We start from the raw sequence: 15,971 nt of genomic DNA on the forward strand, positions 1-15,971 counted from the left end.
GCTTCAGTTCGCCAGCAGCAGGAAGATCGCAGGGCGCTTGTGCAGATTCGGCGCAGGCGCCTTTTTCCAGTCCGCCACGGTGCGGCTCGCGATCGTCTCGGTCGCGAGGGTCAGGTCGGCTGCGACGCAGATCTGCGTCGACGGCGCGCAGGTCGCGACGAGCGTGTCGAGCATCGCGTGATTCCGGTACGGCGTTTCGATGAAGATCTGCGTCTGGCGCGCCTTGCGTGACAGTTGCTCGAGTTCGCGCAGGCGTTTCGCGCGCGCGGCCGCGTCGACCGGCAGGTAGCCGTTGAACGCGAAACTCTGGCCGTTCAGGCCCGATGCCATCAGCGCGAGCAGGATCGAGCTCGGCCCGACGAGCGGCACGACCTTCACGCCGCGCTCGTGCGCGCGGCGCACCAGCAGTGCACCGGGGTCCGCGACGGCCGGGCAGCCGGCTTCCGACACGAGCCCGGCGTCCGCCCCGGCCAGCACGGGCGCGAGCAGCCGGTCGATCGCGCCGGCCGGCGTATTGACGTTCAGCTCGCTGATCTCGATTTCCTGGATCGGACGCGTCGTGCCGATTTTCTTCAGGAATGCACGCGTGGTCTTCGCGTTCTCGCCGATGTAATAGCCGAGCGTCCCGGCGCGGGCCTGCACGGCCGCGGGCAGCACGGCGGCGAGCATCGATTCGTCGCCTTCGCCGAGCGTGTTCGGGACGAGGTAAAGCGTGCCGGCGGTCATGCGCGGTCTCCACGGGTGGTTGCAAAGAGCGGGTAGCCGGCGGCGCGCAGCATGCGCGTGAGCGCGATCAGCGGCAGGCCGACGAGCGCGGTCGGATCGTTCGAATCGATCGCGTCGAGCAGCGCGATGCCGAGCCCTTCGGACTTCGCGCTGCCGGCGACGTCGTACGGCGTTTCCGCGTGCAGGTACGCGTCGAGCTCGGCCTCGGGCAGCGAGCGGAAGCGCACGTGCGTGACGACGTCCTCGACCTGCGCGTCGTCCGTGCGGCTGTCGTACAGACAGAGCGCGCTGTGGAATTCGACTTCGCGGCCCTGCATCGACACGAGCTGAGCGAGCGCGCGCGCGTGCGTGCCGGGTTTGCCGATCTGCAGGCCGTCGAAGGTCGCGACCTGGTCCGACCCGATCACGAGCACGCCGTCCGGCGCGTCGATCGTCGCGGCGACCGCGCGCGCCTTCGCGCCGGCGAGGCGCAGTGCGGTCGCGGCGGGCGTTTCGCCGTCGTGCGGGGTTTCGTCGAGGTCGGGCGACACGACGTCGAACGGGATGCCGAGGCGCTCGAGGAGGGCGCGGCGGTAGCGTGAACTGGAGGCAAGAATCAGCCGCGGCGGGCGGCAAACGGTATCCGGCATGGTCGGTTGGGTCGGTGAGTCGTCGGTTGTGGTGCGGCGTTGCGCGGACGCAAGCTTAAGTGATTGACCGCAAAAGGTAAAACAGGTATGCTTTCCCGCTTTTCGTCGGCAGGCTTCCGCTGTGGTGGCGCCTGCCGGGTCTTCGGAAGTAAAGTACGTCATCCGCGGATGAGCCGTACGCGAGCGGTACCAAGCCGGATCCGCAAGTCAGCCTGTAGGCGGGAGCGCACATGAACACCTCTTCTGGCAAACCGGCGGCGGCGCTTGATCCGCACGCGGTCGACCTGTTCGAATTCGCCCGCAGCGGGCGGCAGGCAGCAGGCGCGGTGCGCCTCTCGCAACTGCCGCGCATGTTAAACGAAGTGCCCGCGGACGCGCCGGATCGCGACACGGTCTTCACGTGGCAGGCGGAAGGGTTCACCCAGAAGGAGTTGCAGGACGATGGCGCCGACGGGCAGCAGCCGTATCTGCGCCTTGCGGTGCACGGCCATGCGTGGCTCGTGTGCCAGCGCTGCATGACCCCGTACGACCAGACGTTCGACGTCGACATGACGTACCGGGTCGTTGCGACCGAAGAAGAAGCTGAAGAATTTCCGCTCGACGACGATGAAGCCGATGTGATCGTGGGCTCACGCCAGTTCGATCTCGTCGACTTGATCGAAGAGGAATTGCTGCTTTCGTTGCCGCTCGTGCCCAAGCACGAGGTTTGCCCGGCAGTTCACGAAAGCCTCGTGTCGGGCGCGAGCGGTCCCGCGGAAGAGACGGACGACACGTCCGACGAAGCCGGGGACGAAGGCAAACGGCCGAATCCGTTCGCAGCGCTGGAAGCGCTGAAGAAGGACGGTGACGGCACCAAGAAACACTAAGCAGTTGTGGCGCGGGAAGGCGTAAAGGCTTTGGGCCAGGGTAGTTAAGCGCCGGATCGGGCTGTGTTAGAATCCGGAAAATTATTTAGGAGTTAGTCATGGCAGTCCAGCAAAACAAGAAGTCGCCGTCGAAGCGCGGCATGCATCGTTCGCACGATTTCCTGACGGCAGCGCCGCTGGCAGTCGAGCCGAGCACGGGTGAAGTGCACCTGCGTCACCACGTCAGCCCGAACGGCTACTACCGCGGCAAGAAAGTCGTCAAGACGAAGAACGACTAAGCGTCAAGTCACGCGTTGCGCGCTACGGTTGCCGTTCGCGTGACAACTGGTTCGCTTGACACTTTCCTGGCTCGACAAAAAGGCGGCATTCAACTGCCGCTTTTTTGTGCCTGAAATTCGTCGCATTCCATGACCGTAAAGCTCACAATCGATTGCATGGGAGGCGACCACGGCCCGTCCGTGACCGTTCCCGCGGCAGTCAAGTTCGTCCGCGCGCATCCCGATGCGCACCTGATGCTCGTCGGCATCGAAAGCGCGATCCGCGCTCAGCTGAAGAAGCTGAAAGCCCTCGACGATCCCGCGCTGACCATCGTTCCCGCCACCGAAGTCGTGGCGATGGACGATCCTGTCGAAGTGGCGCTGCGCAAGAAGAAGGATTCTTCGATGCGCGTCGCCCTCAACCACGTCAAGGAAGGCGCGGCGCAGGCCTGCATCTCCGCTGGCAACACCGGCGCGCTGATGGCCGTTTCCCGTTACGTACTCAAGACGCTGCCCGGCATCGAGCGGCCGGCGATCGCGTTCGCGCTGCCGAACCCGACCGGCTATACGATGATGCTCGACCTCGGCGCGAACGTCGACTGCGAGCCGCAGCACCTGCTGCAGTTCGCGGAAATGGGGCACGCACTCGTGGCCGCGCTCGAAGGCAAGGAGCGCCCGACGATCGGCCTGCTCAACATCGGCGAAGAGATGATCAAGGGCAACGAGACGATCAAGCGCGCAGGCGAGCTGCTGCGCGCCAGCACGCTCAATTTCCGCGGCAACGTCGAAGGCAACGACATCTACAAGGGCACGGTCGACGTGATCGTGTGCGACGGCTTCGTCGGCAACGTCGCGCTGAAGACGTCCGAGGGGCTCGCGCAGATGCTGTCGGACATCATCCGCGAGGAGTTCGGCCGTTCGCTGATGTCGAAGCTGATGGCGCTGCTTGCGCTGCCTGTCCTGATGCGTTTCAAGAAGCGCGTCGACCACCGCCAGTACAACGGCGCGGCGCTGCTGGGGCTGAAGAGCCTCGTGATCAAGAGCCACGGTTCGGCCGATGCCTACGCGTTTGAGTGGGCGATCAAACGCGGGTATGATGCCGTCAAAAACGGCGTGCTTGAGCGCCTCGCGCGCGCGATGGCGGATAATTCAGTGTCGCTCGGCGAAGGCGAACACGACTCGGGCGGCGCGGGCCATGCAAGCCCCGCCGCAGGCCCTCACGCCGAACCTTCCGCTGCGCAATCCTCTAAAGCATAAATGGCCCAATCGACTCTCTACTCCCGCGTGCTCGGCACGGGCAGCTACCTGCCGCCCGACCGCGTCACGAACCAGCAGTTGACCGATCGTCTTGCGAAGGATGGCATCGAGACGAGCGATGAATGGATCGTTGCACGCACGGGTATCCACGCGCGCCATTTCGCCGCGCCGGACGTCACGACGAGCGACCTCGCGCTCGAGGCGTCGCGTCGCGCGATCGAAGCGGCCGGCATCGATCCGCAGTCGATCGACCTGATCATCGTCGCGACTTCGACCCCCGATTTCGTGTTTCCGAGCACCGCATGCCTGCTGCAGAACAAGCTCGGCATCAAGAACGGCGGCGCGGCATTCGACGTGCAGGCCGTATGTTCGGGCTTTGCGTACGCGATGGCGACGGCCGACAGCTTCATCCGCAGCGGTCAGCATCGCACGGCGCTCGTGATCGGCGCGGAGACGTTCTCGCGCATCCTCGACTTCAAGGACCGCACGACCTGCGTGCTGTTCGGCGACGGCGCGGGCGCGGTGATCCTGTCCGCGTCGGAAGAGCCGGGCGTGCTCGGCAGCGCGCTGCACGCGGACGGCAGCTATTCGCACATCCTCTGCACGCCGGGCAACGTGAATCGCGGCGTGATCGAGGGCAGCGCGTTCCTTTACATGGACGGGCAGGCCGTGTTCAAGCTCGCGGTCAACGTGCTCGAGAAGGTCGCGATCGAGGCGCTCGCGAAGGCGAATCTCGCGCCCGAGCAGATCGACTGGCTGATTCCGCACCAGGCGAACATCCGCATCATGACCAGCACCTGCCGCAAGCTCGGCTTGCCGCAGGAACGCATGGTCGTGACGGTCGACCAGCACGGCAACACGTCGGCCGCGTCGATCCCGCTGGCGCTCGACACCGCGGTGCGCGACGGTCGCATCCAGCGCGGCCAGCACGTGCTGATCGAAGGCGTCGGCGGCGGCTTCACCTGGGGCGCGTCGGTCTTCCGCTACTGATCCGCGGCGCGCGACTGCTGCGCGCGGATCCCATCGGCGCGCCATTCGCGCGCGCCGTCCGAATCGATTCAATTGGGGACGATATGAAATTTGCATTCGTATTTCCGGGGCAGGGCTCGCAGGCGGTCGGCATGCTCAACGCATTCGCCGATCTGGCCGTCGTGCGCGAGACGCTTCAGGAAGCATCCGATGCACTCAATCAGGATCTCGGCAAGCTGATCGCCGAAGGCCCGGCCGAAGAACTGAATCTCACCACCAACACGCAGCCCGTGATGCTGACCGCCGCCTACGCGTGCTACCGCGCGTGGCAGCAGGCAGGCGGCCCGGCGCCGTCGATCGTCGCCGGCCACAGCCTCGGTGAGTACACGGCGCTCGTCGCGGCCGGTGCGCTCGCGTTCAAGGACGCCGTGCCGCTCGTGCGCTTCCGCGCGCAGGCGATGCAGACGGCCGTGCCGGTGGGCCAGGGCGGCATGGCCGCGATCCTGGGCCTCGACGACGATACGGTGCGCGCGGTGTGCGCCGAAGCCGCGCAAGCGGGCGTCGTCGAAGCGGTGAACTTCAATGCGCCCGCGCAGGTCGTTATCGCAGGCAACAAGGCCGCGGTCGAAAAGGCCTGCGAGATCGCGAAGGCGAAGGGCGCGAAGCGCGCGCTGCCGCTGCCGGTGTCGGCGCCGTTCCATTCGTCGCTGCTCAAGCCGGCGTCGGATCAACTGCGCGACTATCTCGCGAACGTCGACGTGAAGGCGCCGCAGATTCCGGTCGTCAACAACATCGACGTCGCCGTGGTGAGCGATCCGGCCGCGATCAAGGATGCGCTGGTGCGCCAGGCCGCGGGCCCGGTGCGCTGGGTCGAGTGCGTGCAGCACATTGCCGGCACGGGCGTCACGCACGTGATCGAATGCGGGCCGGGCAAGGTGCTCGCGGGCCTGACGAAGCGCATCGACAGCAGCCTGACGGGCGCGTCGGTGTTCGATCCGGCCTCGCTCGACGAAGCGCTCAAGCTGGTGACCGCCTGACGCGGCGCCTTTTCCCAAGAAACGGATATTCGATTCATGGACAAGACTCTCGATAAACAGGTTGCGATCGTCACCGGCGCATCGCGCGGCATCGGCCGTTCGATCGCGCTCGAACTCGCGCGCCTGGGCGCGACGGTGATCGGTACCGCGACGAGCGAATCGGGCGCCGCCGCGATCAGCGCGGCGTTCGCGGAAGCGGGCGTCACGGGCCGCGGTGCGGTGCTGAACGTCAACGACGCGGCCGCCGCCGAGGCGCTGATCGATGCGACCGTGAAGGAATTCGGCGCGCTGAACGTGCTCGTCAACAACGCGGGCATCACGCAGGACCAGCTCGCGATGCGGATGAAGGACGAGGACTGGGACGCGGTGATCGACACCAACCTGAAGTCGGTGTTCCGCCTGTCGCGCGCGGTGCTGCGCCCGATGATGAAGGCGCGTGGCGGCCGCATCATCAACATCACGTCGGTGGTCGGTTCGGCCGGCAACCCGGGTCAGGTCAACTACGCGGCCGCGAAGGCCGGCGTGGCGGGCATGACGCGTGCGCTCGCGCGCGAAATCGGCAGCCGCGGCATCACCGTGAACTGCGTGGCGCCGGGCTTCATCGACACCGACATGACGAAGACGCTGCCGGAAGAACAGCAGGCCGCGCTCAAGACCCAGATTCCGCTCGGCCGCCTCGGCAGCCCGGAGGACATCGCCCATGCCGTCGCGTTCCTCGCATCGCCGCAGGCCGGTTACATCACCGGTACGACGCTGCACGTGAACGGCGGCATGTACATGTCGTAACGATTTTCGTTTACCATCCGCGCCGTATCCCGATTTTCAGGCGGATCGGCGCTTGATCGACCATCAAGCCAACGCGCGTTTTGGCGTCAGCAAACCTGATAAAATGCGCGCACTTGTAAATCTGAACTTTCCCTCGGAGGGGTAATGGACAACATCGAACAACGTGTCAAGAAGATCGTCGCTGAACAACTCGGCGTCGCGGAAGCCGAGATCAAGAACGAAGCTTCGTTCGTGAACGACCTGGGCGCCGACTCGCTCGACACGGTCGAACTGGTGATGGCTCTGGAAGACGAGTTCGGCATGGAAATCCCGGACGAAGAAGCAGAGAAGATCACGACCGTTCAGCAAGCGATCGACTACGCTCGCGCAAACGTCAAGGCGTAACGAGCGCCTTTCGCGCTTGTCCGCCACGTCGCCGCGGTCTTCGCGATTGACGCGCCATCCTGCCGGCCTCGCGCCGGACGGACTAACAGCCACAGGGCTCGCAGGGCTGGTTCCTGTGGCCACTGTGGCTTTTGTTTTTGTCATCCAATAATGGAAAAGAGGTTACCGTGAGCCGCCGTCGTGTTGTTGTTACAGGCCTGGGGCTGATTTCGCCTGTTGGCAATAATGTTGCCGACGGCTGGGCCAATCTCGTCGCCGGCAAGTCCGGTATTGCCACCGTCGCGAAGTTCGATGCGTCGAACCTCGCCTGCCATTTCGCGGGCGAAGTGAAGGGTTTCAGCGCCGAGGAGTACATCCCGGCGAAGGAAGCCCGGAACATGGATACGTTCATCCATTACGGCATCGCCGCCGGCGTCCAGGCCATCCGGGACAGCGGGCTGGAAGTGAACGAAGCCAATGCGGAACGCATCGGCGTGCTGGTCGGTTCCGGCATCGGCGGCCTGCCGATGATCGAAGATACGCACCAGACGTACGTCGATCGCGGCGCGCGCCGGATCTCGCCGTTCTTCGTGCCGGGTTCGATCATCAACATGATCTCGGGCCACCTGAGCATCATGTTCGGCCTGAAGGGCCCGAATCTCGCGGCCGTCACCGCCTGCACGACCGGCCTGCACAGCATCGGCCTGGCCGCGCGGCTGATCCAGGCCGGCGACGCGGACGTGATGGTCGCGGGCGGTGCCGAATCGACTGTGTCGCCGCTCGGCATCGGCGGCTTCGCCGCCGCGCGCGCGCTGTCGACCCGCAACGACGATCCGGCTACCGCGTCGCGTCCGTGGGACAAGGACCGCGACGGCTTCGTGCTGGGCGAGGGCGCAGGCGTGATGGTGCTCGAGGAGTACGAGGCGGCGAAGGCGCGTGGGGCGAAGATCTACGCGGAAGTCTCGGGCTTCGGCATGACGGGCGACGCATACCACATGACCGCGCCGAACATGGACGGCCCGCGCCGCTGCATGGTCGCGGCACTGCGCGACGCCGGCGTGAATCCCGACGAGGTCCAGTACCTGAACGCGCATGGCACGTCGACGCCGCTGGGCGACAAGAACGAGTCCGACGCGGTGAAGGCGGCCTTCGGCGAGCACGCGTACAAGATGGTGGTCAACTCGACGAAGTCGATGACGGGCCACCTGCTGGGCGGCGCGGGCGGCCTCGAATCGGTGTTCACGGTGCTGGCGCTGCACAACAACGTGTCGCCGCCGACCATCAACATCTTCAACCAGGACCCCGAGTGCGATCTCGATTACTGCGCGAATACCGCGCGTGACATGAAGATCGACGTCGCCGTGAAGAACAACTTCGGCTTCGGGGGCACCAACGGCACGCTGGTGTTCAAGCGCGTCTGACGCCGCAATCGCTTGACGAGTCCATTCGATGCTCCGGCCGGGCGTCCGCAGCGCTTTGCGTTGCGGGCCTCGGCCGTGTCGTATCTCGTGCTGGCCGCGTTCGTCGCATCGGCTGCCGCGTCGGTCTACCTGTTCTGGGCGCCGCGCGCGGGCACTGCCGCCGGCGCATGCGTGTCGGCCGTCACGGCCGCGCTGCTGGCCGTGTGCGCCGCGCGAGCCTGTGCCCGCCGGCTGCCGGCCGAGCTTCGGATCGATGCTTTCGGGGAAATCGCGGCGTTTGGTCGCACCGGGCGCCTGCTGGCCCGCGGTCGCGTGACGGGTCATGCGCACTGGAGCAGTCTGCTGCTGGTGTTGTCGGTCGGGCAGGGCGTCCGGCGGGCCCGGCCGCTGCTGATTCCGGCCGATGCGCTCGACGCCGCATCGTTCAGCGCGCTGTCCGTGCTGGCGAGAACGGCGGGCGCGGCGGGGCGGGCGTGACGGCGGCGCGGTTACCGACCGTAACTTGCGCCCCGCGTCGGAACGCTACAATAACGCTCCGCGTTGCATCCCTAGTTAACGGATTTGTCAGGTGAGTGAAAAAGAAATCGATCAGGCTCTGGTCGAGCGCGTACAGAAGGGCGACAAGGCAGCGTTCGAACTCCTGGTCTCCAAATACCACCGAAAGATCATTCGGCTGATCTCGCGCCTCGTGCGGGATCCCGCCGAGGTCGAGGATGTGGCCCAGGACGCGTTCATCAAGGCGTATCGTGCGCTGCCGCAATTCCGCGGCGAATCGGCGTTCTATACGTGGTTGTACCGGATTGCCGTCAATACGGCGAAGAACTACCTTGCGACGCAAGGCCGCCGGGCGCCGACCTCGACCGAGGCCGATGCGGAGGAAGCGGAAACTTTCTCCGACGCAGACCAACTAAGGGATATCAACACGCCTGAATCGATGTTGATGAGCAAGCAGATTGCCGAGACGGTCAACGCTGCAATGGCTCTGCTGCCCGAAGAACTGCGCCAGGCAATCACGCTGCGCGAGATCGAGGGCCTGAGCTACGAAGAGATCGCGGAAATGATGGGCTGTCCGATCGGGACGGTCCGGTCGCGGATCTTCCGTGCACGCGAGGCAATCGCTGCCAAATTGCGTCCGCTGCTCGATACGCCCGAAGGCAAGCGCTGGTAAGCGCGACAGGCGGAGCGACGCGGGTCGGGGTCTAGTTACGGTTAAGAGTCGTGAAGTCACGACGGGGTGTGCAAGATGGGGAGCATCATGGGGTCGGTCAATACGCAGTCGCAAGCGTGCTCGCGCGGCGAGCGCCTTTCCGCGCTGGTCGACGGCGAAATGTTCGATGGCCCGGACAACGGGCAGTTTCTGGCTGAGCTCAACCGCGCGGATCGCGCTGCGTGGGCCCATTACCACCTGATCGGCGATGCGCTGCGCTCGGACGAGCTGGCGCTGTCGCCCGCGCTGAGCGTCGCGTTCACCGCGCGCATGTCGGCTGCGCTCGAAAGCGAGCCGCACCTGCTCGCGCCGGCCGCCGCGCCGGTCGCGCGCAGGCTGCTGTCGCTGCGCCGGCGCGTCGTGCCCGCGTTCGCGGTCGCGGCCGCGGCGGCCACGCTGACGTGGATTGTCGTCCCGCAAATGCAGACGGCCGGTGCGCCCGGCGCCGTCCAGGTCGCGTCGGCCGGTGCGCCGCGAGGCGGCAACCTGCAGCGCGTGACGGTTGCGCAGGCATCGGCCCAGCCGGGGCTGCAGGACGTCAACATCATCCGCGACGCCAGCCTCGACCAATACCTTGAAGCGCATCAGCAATTCGCGCAGCAGCCCGTCGTCACGGGTTCGATGCCGCTGATCCGCGCAGCCGTGACCACCACGCCAGGCCAATAACCCCGATGCGGACATTGCAGTTGAATCACGCCATCTCCGGATGGAAGCGGCTGCCGGCCCTCCTGCTTTGCGCAGCCGCCCTGTTGTCCGTTCAATCCCTTCCTGCCGGCGCCCAGCAACCGGACGATCCCGTCGCGACCCGCAAGGGTGCCGCCGACTGGCTCGACCGCGTCCAGCAGGCGGCGCAGCAGCAGACTTACGAAGGCACGTTCGTCTACCAGCGCGGCGGGTACGTGCAGTCGTCGCGCATCGCGCACGTCGCGTCCCGCGAAGGCGAGTTCGAGCGCATCGAGACGCTCGACGGCAAGCCGCGCAAGCTGCTGCGTCACAACGACGAGCTGTACACGTTCGTGCCCGAGCGCAAGCTGTGCGTGGTCGAGCGCCGTCAGACGCGCGATTCGTTCCCGTCGCTGCTCGGTGCGAGCGGCGAACACGTGATGTCCGTCTACGACGCGAAGTCGCTCGGCAAGGACCGCGTGGCCGGGATCGACGCGCAGGTCGTCGAGCTCGTGCCGAAGGATGCATACCGCTTCACGTACAAGCTGTGGGCCGACGCGCGCACGGGGCTCTTGCTGCGCTCGCAGACGCTCGACGCGAACGATCACGTGCTCGAGCAAATCGCGTTCTCGCAATTGCAGACGGGCGGTGCGGGGGGCGACAAGGCCGCGATCGCGGCCGGCATGCGCAACCTGAACGGCTGGACGGTCGTGCGGCCGCCGGTCGCGACGGTCGACATGGAAGCGCAGGGCTGGCAGCTCGCGCCGGGTGTCGCCGGCTTCCAGAAGATTCGTGAAGTGCGCCGCCCGATGGCTGCGCGCGACGCGGGCGAGCCGCCGATTCCGGTCGATCAGGCCGTCTTCACCGACGGTCTCGCGACGATCTCGGTCTTCATCGAGCCGGCCGAAAAGAATACGCGCAAGGAAGGCGCGGGCAGCACCGGCGCGACGAACGTGCTCGTCAAGCGCCGCGGCGACTACTGGATCACCGTGCTCGGCGAAGTGCCGCCGGCCACGTTGCAGCAGTTCGCGTCTGCCATAGAATACAAGGCTTCCAAGTAACGCTACGGCTTCCACATGATGAAACTCACGCTGCGCAAATGGCTCGTGGCGGCGACGCTGTCTGCCTGCCTGCCGCTCGTGCCGCATGCCGCGTTCGCGGTGACGGCTCCCGCTGCCAGCCTGCCCGACTTCGCCGACCTGGTCGAGAAGGTCGGGCCGGCCGTCGTGAACATCCGGACCACCGCCAACGTGCCGACGAGCAGTGGCCCGCGCGGGATGCTCCCGCCGGGCTTCGACAACGGCGACATGTCGGAATTCTTCCGGCGCTTCTTCGGCATTCCGCTGCCGCAGGCGCCCGGCAACGGTAGCGGCAATGGCGGCGGCAACCCGAAGAACGCGCCGGCGCCGGACAATCCGCCCGATACCGAGCAGAATCGCGGTGTCGGTTCCGGGTTCATCGTGTCGGCCGACGGCTACGTGATGACCAATGCGCACGTCGTCGACGATGCGGACACCATCTACGTGACGCTGACCGACAAGCGCGAATTCAAGGCGAAGCTGATCGGCGTCGACGATCGCACGGACGTCGCGGTCGTCAAGATCCAGGCATCGAACCTGCCGGTCGTCGCGATCGGCGATTCGAACAAGGTGCGCGTCGGCGAGTGGGTCGTCGCGATCGGTTCGCCGTTCGGCCTCGACAACACGGTGACGGCCGGCATCGTCAGCTCGAAGAGCCGCAACACGGGCGATTACCTGCCGTTCATCCAGACCGACGTCGCGGTGAACCCCGGCAACTCGGGCGGCCCGCTGATCAACATGCAGGGCGAGGTGATCGGCATCAACTCGCAGATCTACAGCCGTACCGGCGGCTTCATGGGCATCTCGTTCGCGATTCCGATCGACGAGGCGATGCGCGTGGCCGACCAGCTGAAGGCGACGGGCAAGGTCACGCGCGGCCGGATCGCGGTGGCGATCGGCGAAGTGACGAAGGACGTGGCCGATTCGATCGGGCTGCCGAAGGCCGAAGGCGCGCTCGTCAGCAGCGTCGAGCCGGGTGGTCCGGCCGACAAGGCGGGCATCCAGCCGGGCGACATCATCCTGAAGTTCAACGGCCGTCCGGTCGAGGCGGCGTCGGATCTGCCGCGCATGGTCGGCGACACGAAGCCCGGCACGAAGGCGACGGTCAGCGTGTGGCGTAAGGGCCAGGCTCGCGATTTGCCGATTACGATCGCGGAGACGCCGTCGGAAACGACCGCGAAGGCCGAGCAGCGCAAGAACGCGCCGCAGAAGCCGCGCCAGGCCAATTCGCTCGGTCTGACGGTCAGCGACCTGACGGCGGAGCAGATGAAGACGCTGAAGCTGAAGAACGGCGTGCAGGTCGACGGCGTCGACGGCCCGGCCGCCCGTGCGGGCCTGCAGCGCGGCGACATCGTGCTGCGTGTGGGCGACACCGACATCACGAACGCGAAGCAGTTCGCCGACGTGACCGCGCAGCTCGATCCGCAGAAGGCGGTCGCGGTGCTCGTGCGGCGTGGCGACAATACGCAGTTCGTGCCCGTGCGGCCGCGCCAGAAGTAACGCGCCGATGTTCACGCTCTACGGCCGCGGCTGGTGCCACCTGTGCGACGACATGCGCGACGCACTGGCGCCGGTGGCGGCCGAATTCGGTGTCGCGGTCGAATATGTCGACATCGACACCGATGCGGCACTCGTCGCCCGCTACGACGAGGACGTGCCCGTGCTGCTGCTGGACGGCGCGGAAGTGTGCCGTCACCGGTTCGACGGCGCCCGGGTGCGCGCCGTACTGGCAGCCCGGCGTTGAGCGGCGCGCGCCGCTGGCCGGCTTCGCTTCGCAACGGGTGACCGGGGCAGACGCCCGCGGCGGGCCGCTGCACGGCGCGGCGTCCGAAATCCCGCCCGTCCTAGGCCTTTTCGGCTAAAATAAGCCGTTTTTTCACCGACTTACAAGGCGTGCTCCGCAGTCGTCGAGCGCGCCTTTTTCGCTTGATCGGCACTGAATGGATCATATTCGCAATTTCTCGATCATCGCGCACATCGACCATGGCAAGTCGACGCTCGCGGATCGCATCATCCAGGTATGCGGCGGCCTCGCAGACCGTGAAATGGAAGCGCAGGTGCTCGACTCGATGGATATCGAGCGCGAGCGCGGCATCACGATCAAGGCGCAGACGGCAGCATTGTCGTATCGCGCCCGCGACGGCAAGGTCTACAACCTCAACCTGATCGATACGCCGGGGCACGTCGACTTTTCGTACGAGGTCAGCCGCTCGCTGTCCGCGTGCGAAGGCGCACTGCTCGTGGTCGACGCGAGCCAGGGTGTCGAGGCGCAGACTGTCGCGAACTGCTACACGGCCATCGAGCTCGGCGTCGAAGTCGTGCCGGTGCTGAACAAGATCGACCTGCCGGCCGCGAACCCCGAGAACGCGATCGAGGAGATCGAGGACGTGATCGGCATCGACGCGACCGACGCGACGCGTTGCAGCGCGAAGACGGGCCTCGGCGTCGAGGACGTGCTCGAGTCGCTGATCGCGAAGGTGCCGCCGCCGAAGGGCGATCCGGCCGCACCGCTGCAGGCGCTCATCATCGATTCGTGGTTCGACAACTACGTCGGCGTCGTGATGCTCGTGCGCATCGTCAACGGCACGCTGCGCCCGAAGGACAAGATCAAGATGATGGCGACCGGCGCGCAGTATCCGGTCGAGCACGTCGGCGTGTTCACGCCGAAGTCGCGCAATCTCGAGTCGCTGTCGGCGGGGCAGGTGGGCTTCATCATCGCCGGCATCAAGGAACTGACGGCCGCGAAGGTCGGCGACACCGTCACGCATGCGAACAAGGCCGCTGCCGAACCGCTGCCGGGCTTCAAGGAAGTGAAGCCGCAGGTGTTCGCGGGGCTGTATCCGGTCGAGGCGAACCAGTACGACGCGCTGCGCGAATCGCTCGAGAAGCTGAAGCTGAACGACGCGTCGCTTCAGTACGAGCCGGAAGTGTCGCAGGCACTCGGGTTCGGTTTCCGCTGCGGCTTCCTCGGGCTGCTGCACATGGAAATCGTGCAGGAGCGGCTCGAGCGCGAGTTCGACATGGATCTCATCACGACCGCGCCGACGGTCGTCTACGAGGTCGTGCAGAGCGACGGCTCGACGATCATGGTCGAGAACCCGGCGAAGATGCCGGAGCCGGGTCGCATCGCCGAAGTCCGCGAGCCGATCGTCACCGTGAACCTGTACATGCCGCAGGATTACGTAGGCTCCGTGATCACGCTGTGCGAGCAGAAGCGCGGCTCGCAGATCAACATGCAGTATCACGGCCGCCAGGTGCAGCTTACGTACGAGATCCCGATGGCCGAGATCGTGCTCGACTTCTTCGATCGCCTGAAGTCGGTGTCGCGCGGCTATGCGTCGATGGACTACGAGTTCAAGGAATACCGTTCGTCGGACGTCGTGAAGGTCGACATGCTGATCAACGGCGACAAGGTCGATGCGCTGTCGATCATCGTGCACCGCTCGCAGTCGCAGTACCGCGGCCGCGAAGTCGCCGCGAAGATGCGCGAGATCATCCCGCGCCAGATGTACGACGTGGCGATCCAGGCTGCGATCGGCGCGCACATCGTCGCGCGCGAGAACATCAAGGCGCTGCGCAAGAACGTGCTCGCGAAGTGCTACGGCGGCGACATCACGCGGAAGAAGAAACTGCTCGAGAAGCAGAAAGAAGGCAAGAAACGGATGAAGCAGGTGGGTTCGGTCGAGATCCCGCAGGAAGCGTTCCTTGCGATCTTGCGCGTCGAAGACAAATAACAGGACTGATCCTTTTATGAATTTTGCGCTGATTCTTTTTGTGCTCGTCATCGTGACGGGCGTAGCGTGGGTGCTGGACAAACTGGTGTTCCTGCCGCGGCGACGCAAGGCGGCCGACTTGGCGGTCGACGAGTTCGACCGTCAGCAGTCGCGCATCGACAAGCGTTTCGCGGATGAAAATGCGGTGCAGACGCGTTCGAAGCTGCGCGACGAGAAGCTGCGCCAGCCGTGGTGGCTCGAGTACACCGCGAGCTTCTTCCCGGTGATCCTCGCCGTCTTCGTCGTGCGCTCGTTCGTCGTCGAGCCGTTCAAGATTCCGTCGGGCTCGATGGTGCCGACGCTGCTCGTCGGCGACTTCATCCTCGTCAACAAGTTCGAATACGGGCTGCGCCTGCCGGTCACGAACACGAAGATCACGCAGGGCAGCCCGCTGTCGCGTGGCGACGTCGTCGTGTTTCGCTATCCGAAGGACGAGTCGGTCGACTACATCAAGCGCGTGATCGGCCTGCCGGGCGATACCGTCGCGTATCAGGACAAGCAGCTCACGATCAACGGCCAGCCGGTGCCCGAAACGCCGCTGCCCGATTTCTTCGACGACGAGCGCCAGAATTACGCGAAGCAGTTCGAGGAAACGATCGGCAACAAGAAGAATGCGATCCTCAACAATCCGGCCGTGCCGCCGTTCGTGATGGGCGCATATGACTATCCGTATCGCGACAACTGCACGTACAACAGCCGCGGCGTGATCTGCAAGGTGCCGCCCGGCCACTACTTCATGATGGGCGACAACCGCGACAACAGTGCGGACAGCCGCTACTGGGGTTTCGTGCCGGACCAGAACATCGTCGGCCGTGCGTTCTTCATCTGGATGAACTTCAGCGACCTGAAGCGCATCGGTTCCTTCAACTGATCGCGGTCGACTCACTCGCAATACGCGATGCACGGGCCGCGTCGCGTATTGCCGAACTACTTTAAGA

18 protein-coding genes are annotated in these 15,971 nt (G+C 65.6%); 16 read left to right on the plus strand and 2 right to left on the minus strand.

The genetic code is table 11. The features are described from left to right. Positions 1 to 3: 3 nt before the first annotated feature. Positions 4 to 726 carry an SAM-dependent methyltransferase gene (locus WJ16_RS05240; protein ID WP_011544932.1) on the minus strand — a complete coding sequence of 241 codons (723 nt, stop codon included), beginning with the start codon at positions 724 to 726 and terminating at the stop codon, positions 4 to 6. Continuing rightward, positions 723 to 1,355, minus strand: a complete 633-nt coding sequence (locus WJ16_RS05245; RefSeq protein ID WP_069256141.1) for a Maf-like protein — start codon at positions 1,353 to 1,355, stop codon at positions 723 to 725. The genes WJ16_RS05240 and WJ16_RS05245 overlap by 4 nt, the downstream gene beginning before the upstream one ends. A 230-nt stretch (positions 1,356 to 1,585) precedes the next feature. On the opposite strand from WJ16_RS05245, the gene WJ16_RS05250 reads away from it, so the two are divergent. The 16 genes from WJ16_RS05250 to lepB all read left to right on the plus strand — a co-directional run bounded on the left by WJ16_RS05250 (position 1,586) and on the right by lepB (position 15,904). Further along, positions 1,586 to 2,221 carry a YceD family protein gene (locus WJ16_RS05250; protein WP_069256142.1) on the plus strand — a complete coding sequence of 212 codons (636 nt, stop codon included), beginning with the start codon at positions 1,586 to 1,588 and terminating at the stop codon, positions 2,219 to 2,221. Between the two features lie 98 nt (positions 2,222 to 2,319). Further along, entirely contained in the window at positions 2,320 to 2,499 is a 180-nt protein-coding gene (rpmF, locus tag WJ16_RS05255) for a 50S ribosomal protein L32 (RefSeq protein WP_006051932.1), read from the plus strand. 129 nt (positions 2,500 to 2,628) lie between these two features. After that, a complete protein-coding gene (gene plsX, locus WJ16_RS05260; protein WP_069256143.1) occupies positions 2,629 to 3,735 on the plus strand; it encodes a phosphate acyltransferase PlsX in 1,107 nt (368 codons plus the stop codon). Continuing rightward, positions 3,736 to 4,725 (plus strand): beta-ketoacyl-ACP synthase III, encoded by a 990-nt coding sequence (locus WJ16_RS05265; RefSeq protein WP_069256144.1) that lies wholly within the window; start codon positions 3,736 to 3,738, stop codon positions 4,723 to 4,725. 83 nt (positions 4,726 to 4,808) lie between these two features. Then, positions 4,809 to 5,741, plus strand: a complete 933-nt coding sequence (gene fabD / locus WJ16_RS05270) for an ACP S-malonyltransferase (protein WP_069256145.1) — start codon at positions 4,809 to 4,811, stop codon at positions 5,739 to 5,741. A 36-nt stretch (positions 5,742 to 5,777) separates the two neighbouring features. Further along, a complete protein-coding gene (gene fabG / locus WJ16_RS05275; protein WP_069256146.1) occupies positions 5,778 to 6,527 on the plus strand; it encodes a 3-oxoacyl-ACP reductase FabG in 750 nt (249 codons plus the stop codon). Positions 6,528 to 6,671: 144 nt separating this feature from the next. Next, complete coding sequence (acpP, locus tag WJ16_RS05280) at positions 6,672 to 6,911, plus strand: acyl carrier protein (protein ID WP_004197638.1); 240 nt, start codon at positions 6,672 to 6,674, stop codon at positions 6,909 to 6,911. A gap of 167 nt (positions 6,912 to 7,078) precedes the next feature. Further along, on the plus strand, positions 7,079 to 8,311 hold the full coding sequence (gene fabF, locus WJ16_RS05285) for a beta-ketoacyl-ACP synthase II (RefSeq protein WP_069256147.1): 1,233 nt from the start codon (positions 7,079 to 7,081) through the stop codon (positions 8,309 to 8,311). 12 nt (positions 8,312 to 8,323) lie between these two features. After that, positions 8,324 to 8,788 carry a hypothetical protein gene (locus tag WJ16_RS05290; RefSeq protein WP_069256148.1) on the plus strand — a complete coding sequence of 155 codons (465 nt, stop codon included), beginning with the start codon at positions 8,324 to 8,326 and terminating at the stop codon, positions 8,786 to 8,788. 91 nt (positions 8,789 to 8,879) lie between these two features. Next, entirely contained in the window at positions 8,880 to 9,479 is a 600-nt protein-coding gene (gene rpoE / locus WJ16_RS05295) for an RNA polymerase sigma factor RpoE (RefSeq protein ID WP_006490873.1), read from the plus strand. Between the two features lie 87 nt (positions 9,480 to 9,566). Continuing rightward, positions 9,567 to 10,184, plus strand: coding sequence for a sigma-E factor negative regulatory protein (locus WJ16_RS05300; RefSeq protein ID WP_069256149.1), 618 nt, complete (start codon positions 9,567 to 9,569; stop codon positions 10,182 to 10,184). A gap of 5 nt (positions 10,185 to 10,189) precedes the next feature. Continuing rightward, a complete protein-coding gene (locus tag WJ16_RS05305; protein ID WP_069256150.1) occupies positions 10,190 to 11,242 on the plus strand; it encodes a MucB/RseB C-terminal domain-containing protein in 1,053 nt (350 codons plus the stop codon). A 15-nt stretch (positions 11,243 to 11,257) separates the two neighbouring features. Continuing rightward, positions 11,258 to 12,760 carry a DegQ family serine endoprotease gene (locus tag WJ16_RS05310; RefSeq protein WP_069256151.1) on the plus strand — a complete coding sequence of 501 codons (1,503 nt, stop codon included), beginning with the start codon at positions 11,258 to 11,260 and terminating at the stop codon, positions 12,758 to 12,760. 7 nt (positions 12,761 to 12,767) lie between these two features. Further along, positions 12,768 to 13,004, plus strand: a complete 237-nt coding sequence (locus tag WJ16_RS05315; protein ID WP_069256152.1) for a glutaredoxin family protein — start codon at positions 12,768 to 12,770, stop codon at positions 13,002 to 13,004. 196 nt (positions 13,005 to 13,200) lie between these two features. Beyond that, complete coding sequence (lepA, locus tag WJ16_RS05320; protein WP_069256153.1) at positions 13,201 to 14,994, plus strand: translation elongation factor 4; 1,794 nt, start codon at positions 13,201 to 13,203, stop codon at positions 14,992 to 14,994. A 16-nt stretch (positions 14,995 to 15,010) separates the two neighbouring features. Next, on the plus strand, positions 15,011 to 15,904 hold the full coding sequence (lepB, locus tag WJ16_RS05325; RefSeq protein ID WP_069256154.1) for a signal peptidase I: 894 nt from the start codon (positions 15,011 to 15,013) through the stop codon (positions 15,902 to 15,904). Positions 15,905 to 15,971 lie beyond the last annotated feature (67 nt).

The sequence above is a fragment of the Burkholderia metallica genome (assembly GCF_001718555.1).
In the GTDB taxonomy this organism is placed as follows: domain Bacteria; phylum Pseudomonadota; class Gammaproteobacteria; order Burkholderiales; family Burkholderiaceae; genus Burkholderia; species Burkholderia metallica.

What these genes read in the sequence shown, in the direction of transcription:
- WJ16_RS05240 (WP_011544932.1), bottom strand. Translation starts at nt 726, where the DNA reads ATGACCGCCGGCACGCTTTACCTCGTCCCGAACACGCTCGGCGAAGGC.
- WJ16_RS05245 (WP_069256141.1), bottom strand. Translation starts at nt 1,355, where the DNA reads ATGCCGGATACCGTTTGCCGCCCGCCGCGGCTGATTCTTGCCTCCAGT.
- WJ16_RS05250 (WP_069256142.1), top strand. Translation starts at nt 1,586, where the DNA reads ATGAACACCTCTTCTGGCAAACCGGCGGCGGCGCTTGATCCGCACGCG.
- rpmF (WP_006051932.1), top strand. Translation starts at nt 2,320, where the DNA reads ATGGCAGTCCAGCAAAACAAGAAGTCGCCGTCGAAGCGCGGCATGCAT.
- plsX (WP_069256143.1), top strand. Translation starts at nt 2,629, where the DNA reads ATGACCGTAAAGCTCACAATCGATTGCATGGGAGGCGACCACGGCCCG.
- WJ16_RS05265 (WP_069256144.1), top strand. Translation starts at nt 3,736, where the DNA reads ATGGCCCAATCGACTCTCTACTCCCGCGTGCTCGGCACGGGCAGCTAC.
- fabD (WP_069256145.1), top strand. Translation starts at nt 4,809, where the DNA reads ATGAAATTTGCATTCGTATTTCCGGGGCAGGGCTCGCAGGCGGTCGGC.
- fabG (WP_069256146.1), top strand. Translation starts at nt 5,778, where the DNA reads ATGGACAAGACTCTCGATAAACAGGTTGCGATCGTCACCGGCGCATCG.
- acpP (WP_004197638.1), top strand. Translation starts at nt 6,672, where the DNA reads ATGGACAACATCGAACAACGTGTCAAGAAGATCGTCGCTGAACAACTC.
- WJ16_RS05300 (WP_069256149.1), top strand. Translation starts at nt 9,567, where the DNA reads ATGGGGTCGGTCAATACGCAGTCGCAAGCGTGCTCGCGCGGCGAGCGC.
- WJ16_RS05305 (WP_069256150.1), top strand. Translation starts at nt 10,190, where the DNA reads ATGCGGACATTGCAGTTGAATCACGCCATCTCCGGATGGAAGCGGCTG.
- WJ16_RS05310 (WP_069256151.1), top strand. Translation starts at nt 11,258, where the DNA reads ATGATGAAACTCACGCTGCGCAAATGGCTCGTGGCGGCGACGCTGTCT.
- WJ16_RS05315 (WP_069256152.1), top strand. Translation starts at nt 12,768, where the DNA reads ATGTTCACGCTCTACGGCCGCGGCTGGTGCCACCTGTGCGACGACATG.
- lepA (WP_069256153.1), top strand. Translation starts at nt 13,201, where the DNA reads ATGGATCATATTCGCAATTTCTCGATCATCGCGCACATCGACCATGGC.
- lepB (WP_069256154.1), top strand. Translation starts at nt 15,011, where the DNA reads ATGAATTTTGCGCTGATTCTTTTTGTGCTCGTCATCGTGACGGGCGTA.